The organism is Streptomyces sp. NPDC102514 (assembly GCF_055584525.1).
Map to the genome: position 1 here is coordinate 134775 of NZ_JBVJLW010000003.1, position 12223 is coordinate 146997.

Genomic DNA, 12223 nt, shown 5'->3' on the forward strand with positions numbered 1-12223 from the left:
GGCTGGTGCGGCTGCTGCCGGTTTCGTGGGCGGACAGCGCTGGTTGTCAGCGCTGGTCGATCGCGAGTCCGCGCGCCGCGAGTTCGGCCAGGACGGGATCACGTCGGCCCTGGAGTATCTGTCCGTTCATCTGCAGTGACTTGTTGAGCCGGCGCAACGACTTCATCTTGAGGAGGGGTCCGAGCTCGGTGAGGGCGTGGTGGCCGCCGAAGAGGAGTTCGCTGAGGTCGGGCAGGTCGGCCAGCGTACTGATGTCGGTCACTTCGTCCAGGTAGCCCATGCGCAACGACTGCAACGACGTGAGACCGGCCAGGGGCGACAGATCCTGCCAGTCCAGGTGGGAGAGATAGAGCCGGGTCAGCCAACTGAGGGCGGGGAAATCGGTCAGCTGCGGAATCCGGTCCACGCTCAGTACGCGCAGGTCGGGGCACGTCTCCAGGACGTCGAGCGAGTCGAGGCCCGGGGTCCGGTGGAGTGTCAGGTCGGCGACCGGGGTACCGGCCAGTCCGCTGATGTCCTTGAGCCCCGCGCAGTCCCGCACACCGGCCTTGGTGAGCGCTGTCAAGCCTTCCAGACGGCCGAGGTCGGTGAGCGAGGGAAGACCGCTGAACTCCAGTTCACGCAGGGTCGGCAGGTCACCCAGGTCACCCGGGCTGCGCAGGCTTTCGGTACGGCTGACGGCCAGTTCCTCCAGGGCACTGCGGGAGTCGAGGCCGGTGAGGTCGAGCAGCCCGGAACACCTGTCGAGACCCAGTCCGCGGAGGCCGGGGAGGGAGGCGAACGGGGAGAGGTCCCGGATCAGGCCCAGCCCGTCCAGATCGAGCCGGAACGCACCGGCAAGGCCGGCCAGCTCAGTGACGTCCGCCAGCGCGGGGCAGTTCTCGAAGGTGATCCGTTCCAGCGAGGGCAGGGATCCGACTCCCGCGACGGAGGCGAACCGTTCGCTGTCCGCGATCCGCAGCTCCGTCAAGTGCGTCAGGGCGGAGAGTCCGTGCAGGTCGAACAGCTCAGGACAGCCCTTGACCGCCAGCTTCGTCAGACGGGGGTGGTGCCCGAAGCCGCGGAAGGAATGGAAACGGGTGCAATCCTCGATGACCAGCTCGGAGAGGTCGGCTGCCGCGGCGATGCCGGTCAGGTCACGAAGCTGCTTGCAGCTCTCCAGGCGCAGGGAGGTGAGTGCGGGCACGTTCGTCAGGCCGGTCAGGTCCCGCACGCCCGTCCAGCCGAGATCGAGGTGGGTGAGGCGGGTCAGACCGGAGAGCTGTGCCGGGGACTTGAAGGACCGGCAGCCGCGCAGGTTGAGGTGCTCAAGCAGGGGGAAGGCCGCCGGGAAATCGATCACCGAGGTGACCCGGGTGATGCTCAGGTCGAGGTGGCGCAGTTGGCCGAGGGTCAGCAGCGGCTTGATGTCGGACACCGGACGGCAGCGGTGCAGGCTCAGCCGGGTGAGCCGGGTGAGTCCGCCGAGAGGGGTCAGGTCCTCGACTCCCGCGCAGCCGTTCAGGTCGAGGTGGCGCAGGTCGGTGAGCGCGCCGAGTTCCGTGAGGTCGGTTATCTCCTTGCAGCGGTCCAGCGTCAGCGTGCGCAGCATGGTGAGGTGCCGAAGGCCCGACACCGAGGTCACGCGCTTCAACGTCAGCTCGGTACGGCCCTCCCGGCGGAAGGCCGGCGCGAGCAGGGCCGCGGCGTAGCCGTCCGGATCACCGACCGTCGGCCACAGTCGCAGCAGTGTGTCCAGGGCGAGGTCCGCGACCGGCGCGAAACGGGCGGCCAGCTCCAGCGCGGCGCCGTCGTCGACGACCACCACCAACTCGCGCACCGCTTTGCGAGCCTGAGTCTGACTGGCGGTGTCGAGCAAGTCGGAGAAGGCCACGACGAGTTCGTCCGGGTTTCCGCGGCCGGTGATCGAAGTCATGGCCAGAACCTTACAACTCCGCTCCTGACGGCCCGTGAACACCATTCACAGCCCGACGCCCACCCGTTCGACGACGACCTCGTCCACCACTCCCAGGCTCGGCAGAGTCGGGAGGGTGGAAGGGTCGGGAGGCCTGTACGCGCAACGCAACACACCCAAGTGGGTAATCGCTCACGGTGTGTAGACGGCGGTGCTGCCGTACAACTCCCTCGTGAACGCGGAGATGTCCGCGCTGCGGTCGGCGCCGTTGAGGTTGTACGTCAGGAAGACTCCGTACCCTTCGCTCACGGTGCGGCGGGCGAGAGTGGTGACCGTGCTCTGCGATGTCCCGCCGATCTCGACGGCCGCCGGCGACAGTTTCGACTTGGGCAGTCCGATGCCGGGGACCTGCCAGCTTCCGTAGTACGGGTTCCAGGCGTAGTCGAACTTGGACGAGATGTCGACACCGCCGTAGGACAAACGGGACGCGGCCGGGCCTATGTTGTAGAGGCTGATGATCTTGTCCGGCATGTTCGTACGGAGGGCGGTCACCAGCTGGACGAACGAGCTGGCGTTGGGCTGTCCGGTGCCGTTGTTGCCGTACTCGGCGTACTCGTCGTCGAAGTCGATGCCGTCGAGACCGTATTTGGTCACCGTGTCCGACAGTTGCTTGGCGAACGCCGATGCCGTCTGCTGCGACGGGAAGTTGGCGAAGCCCGCCCCCTGATGGTTGCCCAGCACCGACAGGACGACCTTGATGCCCTTCTGCTGCAGCGGCCGTATCTGGGTGGCGGCGTTGTCGAGGACGCGCTGCACGTTCGCGTTGAAATACAGCTGTGCCGTCTTCGTGCTCGTGTCGTAGTTGATGTTCGCCGCGAAGATCACGGCCACGTCGAAGACGTTGCCGCCGCCGTTGGCGAGGGTGTACTTGCCGACGTTCAGCATGCTGTTGTTGTTGACCTCGACGTACGCCACCGCGGTCGGTCCGGCCTTCCTGAGCGCCGGGGCCGCCGTGGCGTGGGTCGTGACGGTCGAGCCGAGGGCGAGGGCCGCGACGGTCGAGAGAACGACCGCGGCTGCCTGCATCCTGCTCCGTACACGGGTGAGCATCACTGATCGGTCTCCTGTCGCATGGCCGGCGCTCGCCCTGCCCGAACCCGCACAACAAGCGCTCCGGGCCCCGACAGCAGTGTGCGATTCCTTCCCACCTTCCACTCACATCACACTGCAACTCGCTTATTACTAACGGGACTTGGCGACTCAGCGGTGGTCTGCATCCTCTTCGAGCGCCTTGGACACCGCTTCCTGTGATGCTTCTCGGCCATCAGCGTTGTCTCGTCACTAACTGGGTCAGCGATCGTTCGACTTGCCGTAGAGCCATCTGTGCCCCGTATACGAGGCCAGTGTCGGTGGCTGGTGGTACCTGTAAGGCATGGAAGATGCGATGGCTCAGTTGCGTGAACTTTTTCCATCCGAGGTTCGTCGACCTCCTCTTGGCTGGGAGGCGCTTCGGTCCTGGGAGGCCCGGCAGGCACTGGTGTTGCCGGAGCCTTATCGCACCTTCGTGGCCGAGGTCGCAAACGGAACGGATGAGGGGCCTCCTGACGAAGGCGGGCTGCTGCCTCTGGGAGTGAAGCCGGCCAGTTGGTCCGGATGGGAGGGGGAATGCTGGTTGAGCCCGGAGCCGTTCGACGGCACCGCCGCACGAACACCGGACCTGCCCTTCCCCCTGCACGAGGAATGGCAGTGGGAGTACGACTACTACGACCACGCACTGCACTCCGCCTTGTTGCATCAGGTCTATCAGTGTGGCTCCGTGCTGCTGGGCAGCGACCGAACGGGTGACTACTGGACGTTGGTGGTGACCGGACCTCAACGCGGGCAGGTGTGGTGGCTCGGTGACGGATGCGCCACGCCGTACGCCGATTCCCCGCCCGAACCGCATACCGACGGTTTCCTGCGGTGGGTGAGGCACTGGCACACCGGACAGGGCTGGTGGCGTTCCGAGTAGCACCTACGACCCGGCTCCCCGTTCCCGGCTCCGCCTGATCGAATAGTTCCTCGAACCTGATCGAGGCATCGCAGTCCGGCAGACGGGAAAGCGTCCTGCGGAGCGCGGCGACCGGGTGGGACTGTCTGTAAGCGGAACAAGCGTCGGCGACTTCGATCGCCATGTCAGTGATGGGGACGGCTACCAGGGATGCGCAACGGACGTCCGCGCTGCGGGCAGTCAGTCTTCGGCCGCGCGGACGCATGAGGTAAGAAGGCATCCGTGACCGAACCGCCCCACACCGCCACCCAGCACGCGTTTGTCGCCCTCGCCCCGCCCGACGACGCGAAGAACGAGCTGGCGCACGCGCTGAGCCCGGCCTATGCCGCCTACCCCGGCCTGCGCTGGAACCGTATCGAGGACTGGCACATCACCCTGGCCTTCCTGGGCGAGCTCCCGGTGCAGACAGTCCAGCGGCTTCGCTCGCCCCTCGCCGACCTGGCGGCTGCCCGCCCTCCTCTCGAACTGGCCCTGCTCGGTGGCGGACACTTCGACGAGCGCGTGCTGTGGAGTGGCATCAAGGGCGACATCGACCAGCTGCACGAGCTGGCCGAAGCAGTACGGGCGCGGATCAAGGACTGCGGCGTCGCCTTCGCCGAACGTCCGCTGCGTCCCCACCTGACGCTGGCCCGCGCTCGCCGCTACGACATCACGTCCGTTACAGCGGCGGCCAGCTGCCTCGACGGCTTCACCGGATGCCCCTGGCAGACCGAACGTCTCCACCTGGTCGGCAGCACGGTGAACGGCCACCCGGGCCCTCGGCGCTATCAGGACATCGACGCATGGACTCTGGCCGTCACTTCAGAGGATCCGCACGCATCTGAATTGAAGCGGGGCCGAACGGCTTCCGGCGGCACTTGGTGATCAGCTCACCCCCGACCGTTGGCGAGACATCTCAGCACATCCCAGCACAGCACTGCGCCGCGCGCGCCGCGTCGTATATGCGCGGCGACCGTACGAGGACGCGCCCGCGTGGTTCGCGAAGAACGAGGCAAGGAAGTCGTCGGCCTGAGTCTCATCGAAGTCGATGTTTCTCATCAATGTCTGCGGTGACCGATGAGTTCCGTGCGGATCCGCGGTCGATACGGCTGGACACACCGAAAGCGGTGGGCCTGCGCTGGGGACGTTCCAGCGCGGGAGGAAGCAGATGGAGGCTGTGATGAGCGTCGACGACTCCGACCAGGGGCACGCGATCCGGACGGACGGGCAGAGGGCGCGGGTGAGTGGTCCCAGGGTGTTGGTGGCGGGGGCGAGCATCGCGGGCCCCGCGCTGGCCCACTGGCTGCGCCGGCGTGGGGCCGAGGTGACCGTGGTGGAGCGGGCTCCCGGGCTGCGTCCCGGCGGGCAGGCGGTGGACGCGCGCGGGATCGCCAAGGAGGTCATCGCGCGCATGGGGTTGGACGCGGCGGTGCGCGCAGCGTGCACCGACACCGCCGGCGCGCACACCGTGGACGCGGACGGGCGGGTGCTGGAGACCTTCCGTGCCGAGGACGACGGTGGCGACGGGTTCATCGCGGACATCGAGATCCTGCGCGGGGACCTGTCCCAGGTGCTCTACGACGACACCCGCGACGGCGTCGAGTACATCTTCGGCGACCGCATCGCCGGGCTCGCCCAGGACGCGGAGGGAGTCGACGTGGTCTTCGCGGGCGGCGACCGGCGGCGCTTCGACTTGGTGGTCGGGGCAGACGGGCTGCACTCGGAGCTGCGGGCGATGGTCTTCGGGCCGCATGAGCGGTTCCTCCGCCACCTCGGGCAGGTGCTGGCCTTCTGCAGCGTGCCCAACGAGTTCGGGCTGGACCGCTGGCTGCTGGAGTACCAGGATCAGGAGTCCGGGCGCTCCGCCCTGCTGCGGCCCATCCAGGACGCCACCCGGGCGATGGCCATGTTCTACTTCGCTTCGGCCGACTTCGACGTCGACCACCGTGACGTCGCAGCGCAGAAGGCCCTGCTGCGGGAGCGGATGACGGGCCTGGGCTGGTTGACCCCGGACATCCTCGCGCACCTGGACGACACTCCGGACTTCTACCTCGACCAGGTGGCCCAGGTGGTGATGGACCGCTGGTCGAGTGGACGGGTGGTGCTGCTCGGGGACGCGGCGTTCAGCTCGTCGCCGATGTCCGGGCAGGGCACCGGGCTGGCACTGGTCGGCGCCTACGTGCTGGCCGGAGAGCTGGCCGCTGCCGGATGGGACCCCGCCTCCGGGTTCCCCCGCTACGAGGCGCTGATGCGCTCGTACGTCGAGGCGAACCAGGAGATCGGCAGGTTGAACGCCCGCAGCCGCGACATCCCCGGACCGGACGCCGAACCGCTCCCGGACTTCACCGGCGAGTGGTTCACCGAGCTGGTCGGGCGCGCGATCAACGGCGTCGAACTGCCCGACTACGCGGGAGTGCCGGACTCCGCAGCCCCGGCGGAAACACCGATCACCCCATCCGCCCTCGCATAACGAGTCGAGAGGGACCACTGCCGGGCCTGTCAGTCCCCTACCAGTGGTGCTGGCCACCGCTGCAGGAGGTGGTCGAGATGGCTGGTGTCCTGGGTCGCAGGCCGCAGGCCGCAGGCCGCAGGCCGCAGTGGCAAACGGATGCCCGGATGCTGCGCTTCATCACGTCGCACCTCCCAGTGGACCGCACCGATCAACCACCCTGCGATCGGTTCGGCAGAGCCTTGGCATTCTCAGCGGCCGCTGTCGCGACGATTGCCAGGTCCTCGCCCGAGTAGCCGGCGCGACTCAGCACGGCCAGGGACCCGTTCGTCGCCAGCGTGCACAATGCCAACTCCGCCGCCGACTCCTCACCGGCCCCCGCCGCCGACAACGCCTCCTCCAGCCTCGCCCGCAAACCGTCGATCGCGGCGCGGACCAACGCCCGGCCCTCCACGTCGAGCGCCGGGAACTGCGTTGCCGACACCGTGAGCAGGCAGCCGTCCGGGACCGTCGGGTCAGCGATGCGGTTCAGGGCGACCTGCAGGAAGGCGGCCACAACGTCACTCGGGCTCGCGTGGGGGCCGGACAGCGCCCGCTCGTACAACGGCTGGTAGGCCTGCGCGTACCGCAGGAGGCTTTTGCGGAAGAGCGCGCTCTTGTCGCCGAAGGTGCCGTAGAGCGATCCCCGCCCCAGGCCCGTGCCCTCGGTCAGGCGGTCGATCGAGGCCTCCGAATAGCCCCAGCGCCAGAAGACGTGCATCGCGCGTCGTAGTGCCTCGTCCACGTCGAATTGCTTACGGCCTGCCATGGTCCGTCAGCCTACACATCTTGTATCGATCGTTCAAAGATGCGTAAGGTCTCCCGCATGACAAGCTTGAGTTCGCTGCGGCTGCCCGACGGGTTCCTCGACGTCTTCACGAGCCAGTTCGTGGAGGTGAACGGACTACGGCTGCACGCGGTCACCGGTGGGCACGGCCCGGCGCTGCTGCTGATCGGCGGGTGGCCCCAGACCTGGTACGCCTGGCGGGAGGTCATGCCCGCGCTCGCCCGTGAGCACACCGTCGTCGCCGTCGACTCGCGCGGGGCCGGGCTCTCCGACAAGCCCGACGACGGGTACGACGCCGGCACACTGGCCGCCGACCTGGTCGCGTTGATGGCCGCCCTCGGGCACGACCGGTTCGACGTGGTCGGCCACGACATCGGTACGTGGACCGGATACGCCCTCGCCTCTGATCACCCCGAGCGGGTGGGCCGACTCGCCATCCTCGAAGCGGTGATCCCCGGTCTCACGCCGTCCCCGCCGTTCTTCGGCCCGGCCGCGGTCAACCTCAGGCTCTGGCAGTTCGGCTTCAACCGGCTCACCGACCTCAACGAGGAACTGGTCCGGGGACGCGAACAGCTCTTCTTCGGCTGGCAGTTCGCCACCAAGGCCGCCACACCGACCGCGATCCCCGCGTACGCCGTCGATGTCTACGTCGACGCGATCACCGCGGACCCCCGCGCGCTGCGGGCGAGCTTCGCGTACTACCGGGCGCTGGACGAGACGATCGCGCAGAACGAGCGGCGCGCCAAGACCCGGCTGACGCTGCCGGTGCTCGGCGTCGGCGGCGCGCTGTGGAGCGGCGAGAATGCCGCCCAGACGATGCGGCTGGCGGCCGACGACGTCACGAGTGTCGTCCTCGACGACTGCGGCCATTACCCGGCCGAGGAGCAGCCGGCACGGCTCGTCGAGGCCCTGGAGGACTTCCTCGTGACCGACCGATAGCGGACACGCCATCCGGCTCAACTGCACGCACATAGGCGGGGCTTCGTACACTCCGCTCCGCCGTGGAGCAGGCCTTCGCCCTCCTCCACCGGTCGACCCGCCGGAGGCATCGCACCCTTTGGCCGCACCTATGCCCGTGCCTATGCCTATGCCTGCGTCTGTGTGGAGCAGCTCCGAAAACGATTCGGGCGGTGCCCGCGTGGTGAACGCGGGCACCGCCCGAAGCAATTCGACGGTGAGGAAAGCGAAAGAACTTAGTTCATTGCAGGAAGTTGAGAAGGAAGCCCCTTCATGGCCTCACCGAGATGAACGCTAGCACTCAGCCCGGGATCACGTCGCGCAGATTTTCGAGGGTGATGACCTCGGAGTCCGGGTGCAGACCCTCGGGACGTTCGAGACCGATGTAGAGCACGGGCTCGTCCGGGACCGGCCCGCCGTCCCACAGGTCCACCACCGTGGAGTCGCCGGACATCAGGTCCACCAGGTAACTCACCGTCAACTGTTCACGCTCCACGAGGGCGCGTACCACCTTGGCCACCGACACCTGGTTCTCCTCGACGCGGTTGGCCGACGAGATGCCCTTCAGGTACAGGTGCAGCCACTTCGCACGCCACCGGCCGTCGTCCTCCCTACGGAAGACCAGCGGCAGCGCCACTCGGCCCACTCCGCGAAGCTCCGACTTCATTCGCACCGTGCGCGGCTCGAACGGCCGACCCTGCTGCTCACCGTCTCGCAGCATGAAGCCGAAGAACGACTCGGCGACTTCCTCGAAGCCCTCACCGGCGTAGATGTTGACCTGTGGAACGACGAACGTGCTGCGTATCCGGCCCAATGACACGTTGATGAATTCCGAGGCTCCCTCGGGCGCTTCGGTGATATCGCCCGAGTGCTCAGCTCCGGCAGCCGTGAGCGATGTGTAGGAGAGCCAGGTGTCAGTGCTGTAGTCGGCGTTGAGGAGCAGCGCCGAGAGGTCGTAATCGGTCCGTTTCCCGGTCTCCTTCCAGTACACGAAGAACCGCAGCTGTTCGCCGTCGACCGTGGAAAGTGAACCGCGCGGCAGGACACCGAGCCCTGCCGCGGCCGCCCTGCCGCTGAGCGGGAGCGCCACGTCGAGGACGTCGGGATCGAGCAGCAGTCGGCGTGGTGCCGGGAGCCTGCGGCGCATTTCGGCGTCCAGCGCGCTGATCAGACGGTCGCGGTGGGCGGCGGGGACGGGCGGCCGGGCGTCAGGGGTCACCCAGCCACGGCCGCGGCGGTTGATGAAGATGCGGGCTTCGCCGGCCTCCCGTTCCCGGTTGTGGAAGTGCTCGCGGACGGAGAGCACGACCCGGCCGGAGACCTCGGGGGCGACCCGTACCGCAGCTGCCACCACCGCATCCCGCTCCCCCTGGTCGGCGGCGGTACGCAGCAGGAGGTCCAGGGAGCGGAACAGCTTGCCGGGAGCGGACTGCAGCAGCCGCACCGCACCGGGGACGTCGAACTCGTCGAGCCGCTTCTCGACACGGCTGTCGAAGGACCGCGCCGACTTCTCGCCCCGCGCCACCGCGAACACGTCGGCGGCGTGCGGCCAGCGCGGGTACTCGTGCGGGTGCAGACGCTCACCGAGCCGCTTGAACGGCTCCCGGTGGGCGTGTACGTCGGCCAGCTTGGCGGGGTTCGCCGCGATGACGGCGTCGAGGCCCGCGAGCAGCGCGCGGCGGGCCGGACGCGACAGGGTACGGAACCGGGTCGGTTCCTGCAGTGTCATGTCGCCGCCCGACAGTGCGCAGGCCAGCCGGAGTACGTCGGTGACGGTGTCCAGCAGGAGGTCCGCACCCACGGCGAGACGGGCGGCGTTGACGACCGCCCGGTTCTCCCGGACCGGGATCGCCTCGGGCTGCGGGCCGAGCGCGCACCGCCCGGCGAGGGCCTTGAGGTCGAGCAGATACTCCTCACCCAAGGGGGTCGTGGAGCCGGCCAAAGCCAGGTACAGGGCTGTGAGTTCGTCGTCGAGGTCCCGGCCGAGGTGCAGGACGGTCACCCGGTCCCGCGCCGAGGCGATCAGCTCGTCCTGCGCGGCGAGCATCTCCTCGTAGGTGTGCTGGTAACGGCCGTAGGCCGGAAGGCTGAGCAGATCCAGCACCCCGTGCGTCAACTGCGTCAGCACGCTCTCGCGCGACGTCTCGTCGGCGAGCGCCTTCGTCACGCACCGCATCCAGAATTCTTCGGTGTCGGGCACGTTCGCCGGGAAGTCGATGAAATACGAGTTGTGCCGGACATGGTCGCCCACCATTTCGCTCACCGTCCGCAGGGTCCGCCTGGCGGTATGCAGAACGGCGGCCTCGGACAGCCCCGACAACCGCTCCAGCAGCTGGGCGGACAGCTTGAAGCCCGCCGATGTCAGCGCCGCGTCGAACTGCCGCGCCACGACGGCCCCTTGACCGGCGGAGCCCCGAGGAGAAGAAAGACGGTGAGTGTGCCGAATGACCAGTGCGTCGAAATCGTGCGCCATTCAGGGATGATCGCAGAGACGTACGAACATACGCACAGGAGTTTTCACGCGGAGGTGTCCGCGCACCTGAACGGACGGACCGTCACGGTTGCGCCGCCAACTCCCCCACGGCCCGCACAAGCTTGGCGGCGACCACTGCGACCTGCGGATCCGCCGCGGTGACGAGCCCCCTGTACACGGCCTGCCCGGCACGTACGGCGTGCTGCGTTTCAGCTTCCCAGCCGACCTGATCCCGGTAGTTGCCGCTGTATTTGGCAGGGGCCGCTTGGGCTGCGGCGCTCCATTGCCGCCCGTTGAAGGCGCTGAGTAGAAGTTCAAGCACCTCGGCCCTGCACGTGACGTGAGGGGCACCGGCCAGTTCGATGAGGAAGGGAATCGTGGACGCAGTCGCCTCGTGAACGACGAAACCGAGTTCACAGATGAGGGAGCCGAGTTCGTCCACGGCAAGGCGTGCGGTTTGTTCGTCGGCCCACGCGGCCTTGGACAGCAGAGCCGGGATGTCACGAGCTGTTGCTCCCCCGGCAGCGCCCAGATCACCCCAGTGGATTCGTTGCAGGCCTTTGAGGATGGTTCCCGTGGTGTCTGACCCTCCTCCGTACATAGGCGGCACGAGTGGGCTCTTCGTCCTTGCGGGTGCCGTCAGACCACTGTCCGACCCTACGGCGCCCGATGCTCCGTTCTCCTTGTCTCATCCGGAAGGTCCGCGATTCCGGCACCGATGTCGCGAATCTCGGGGTCCGGAGATGCCAGGGCCCATCTACTGAGTGACTCGGTCAAAGGTTGTCCGGTCAGGGCGTCGGCAAGTCTCCCCAGGTGTCAGCGGAGGGTGTCTGCTCGGTCAGTAGGTGGTTCAAAACCTCCGTGGACACGTCCATGCCGCACACCTGACCAAGGGCCGCAATGATGGAGATGGCGTTCAGGTCACCGTGAAGAGCCCGTCCGGCCTGCTCGGTGACGATCGTTTGTCTGAGTTCAAGCAGCGCATCACTGATCAGCTCAAGGACCGATTCGACCGGCCTGCCTCGCCCTTTCCCTGCGATGAGCCAGTTCAAGAGCAGGGCAGCATCCGGTGATTGGTAAAGACTCTTAACCCCGTACAGGGCTCACTCCCACTGGTACGGCAGGTACTTTCCGTCGAGGGTGATGACCACCCGGTCGCCCGCGGGGTCGGGGACCCGCCGGACGTCGAGTCGGAAGTTGATCGCGCTCATGATGCCGTCACCGCATTGCTCGTGGATCAGTTCCTTGATGGTCGGGCCGTAGACCTGGACGATCTCGTAGAGGCGGTAGATCGTGGGGTCCACGGGGACGGCGGCGTCCAGCGCTCCCCTGGTCGGCTGGAGCTGGAAGGCGAGGGCGGCGTCCTCGCCGAGTTCGAGCAGGGCCGCCGCCGTTGCGGCCTCGTCCTTGCTCATCGGGTGCTGGCCGAGCAAGGCCGCCGTGGTCCAGGCCGGCGGCCTCCCGACCGCTTCTGCCAGTTGGGCCCACGTCACCCCGGTCGTCACCTTGGCCTGGCGTACGGCGTCGGCCGCTTCCTGCTTGCTGAGCATCTGCGTCTCCCTCGACGAGGACGGTTCTGGCCGCGATTTCAGAGC

11 protein-coding genes are annotated in these 12223 nt (G+C 67.7%); 4 read left to right on the plus strand and 7 right to left on the minus strand.

Annotated features, from left to right (window positions below; all coding sequences use genetic code 11):
- Positions 1 to 46 precede the first annotated feature (46 nt).
- Both ACZ60E_RS08785 and ACZ60E_RS08790 read right to left on the minus strand, forming a co-directional pair.
- Positions 47 to 1915 (minus strand): leucine-rich repeat domain-containing protein, encoded by a 1869-nt coding sequence (locus ACZ60E_RS08785; RefSeq protein WP_469439103.1) that lies wholly within the window; start codon positions 1913 to 1915, stop codon positions 47 to 49.
- Positions 1916 to 2086: 171 nt separating this feature from the next.
- Positions 2087 to 3004 (minus strand): endo-beta-N-acetylglucosaminidase H, encoded by a 918-nt coding sequence (locus ACZ60E_RS08790; protein ID WP_469439648.1) that lies wholly within the window; start codon positions 3002 to 3004, stop codon positions 2087 to 2089.
- A gap of 562 nt (positions 3005 to 3566) precedes the next feature.
- Between ACZ60E_RS08790 and ACZ60E_RS08795 the strand changes: the two genes are divergently transcribed.
- The 3 genes from ACZ60E_RS08795 to ACZ60E_RS08805 all read left to right on the plus strand — a co-directional run bounded on the left by ACZ60E_RS08795 (position 3567) and on the right by ACZ60E_RS08805 (position 6393).
- Positions 3567 to 3905, plus strand: coding sequence for a hypothetical protein (locus tag ACZ60E_RS08795; protein ID WP_469439104.1), 339 nt, complete (start codon positions 3567 to 3569; stop codon positions 3903 to 3905).
- 261 nt (positions 3906 to 4166) lie between these two features.
- Positions 4167 to 4808: an RNA 2',3'-cyclic phosphodiesterase gene (gene thpR / locus ACZ60E_RS08800; RefSeq protein WP_469439105.1), complete on the plus strand. Its 642-nt coding sequence runs from the start codon at positions 4167 to 4169 to the stop codon at positions 4806 to 4808.
- A gap of 295 nt (positions 4809 to 5103) precedes the next feature.
- Complete coding sequence (locus ACZ60E_RS08805; RefSeq protein WP_469439106.1) at positions 5104 to 6393, plus strand: FAD-dependent monooxygenase; 1290 nt, start codon at positions 5104 to 5106, stop codon at positions 6391 to 6393.
- 190 nt (positions 6394 to 6583) lie between these two features.
- On the opposite strand, the gene ACZ60E_RS08810 is transcribed toward ACZ60E_RS08805, so the two are convergent.
- Positions 6584 to 7180 (minus strand): TetR/AcrR family transcriptional regulator, encoded by a 597-nt coding sequence (locus ACZ60E_RS08810; protein ID WP_469439107.1) that lies wholly within the window; start codon positions 7178 to 7180, stop codon positions 6584 to 6586.
- 57 nt (positions 7181 to 7237) lie between these two features.
- On the opposite strand from ACZ60E_RS08810, the gene ACZ60E_RS08815 reads away from it, so the two are divergent.
- Complete coding sequence (locus ACZ60E_RS08815; protein ID WP_469439108.1) at positions 7238 to 8137, plus strand: alpha/beta fold hydrolase; 900 nt, start codon at positions 7238 to 7240, stop codon at positions 8135 to 8137.
- Positions 8138 to 8456: 319 nt separating this feature from the next.
- Here ACZ60E_RS08815 and ACZ60E_RS08820 read toward each other — a convergent pair whose 3' ends face one another.
- The 4 genes from ACZ60E_RS08820 to cynS all read right to left on the minus strand — a co-directional run bounded on the left by ACZ60E_RS08820 (position 8457) and on the right by cynS (position 12178).
- Positions 8457 to 10628 carry a TerD family protein gene (locus ACZ60E_RS08820; protein ID WP_469439109.1) on the minus strand — a complete coding sequence of 724 codons (2172 nt, stop codon included), beginning with the start codon at positions 10626 to 10628 and terminating at the stop codon, positions 8457 to 8459.
- Positions 10629 to 10710: 82 nt separating this feature from the next.
- Positions 10711 to 11238, minus strand: a complete 528-nt coding sequence (locus ACZ60E_RS08825; protein ID WP_469439110.1) for a hypothetical protein — start codon at positions 11236 to 11238, stop codon at positions 10711 to 10713.
- 178 nt (positions 11239 to 11416) lie between these two features.
- Positions 11417 to 11680 carry a hypothetical protein gene (locus tag ACZ60E_RS08830; RefSeq protein WP_469439111.1) on the minus strand — a complete coding sequence of 88 codons (264 nt, stop codon included), beginning with the start codon at positions 11678 to 11680 and terminating at the stop codon, positions 11417 to 11419.
- A gap of 51 nt (positions 11681 to 11731) precedes the next feature.
- Positions 11732 to 12178, minus strand: coding sequence for a cyanase (gene cynS / locus ACZ60E_RS08835; protein WP_453790943.1), 447 nt, complete (start codon positions 12176 to 12178; stop codon positions 11732 to 11734).
- Positions 12179 to 12223: the final 45 nt, after the last annotated feature.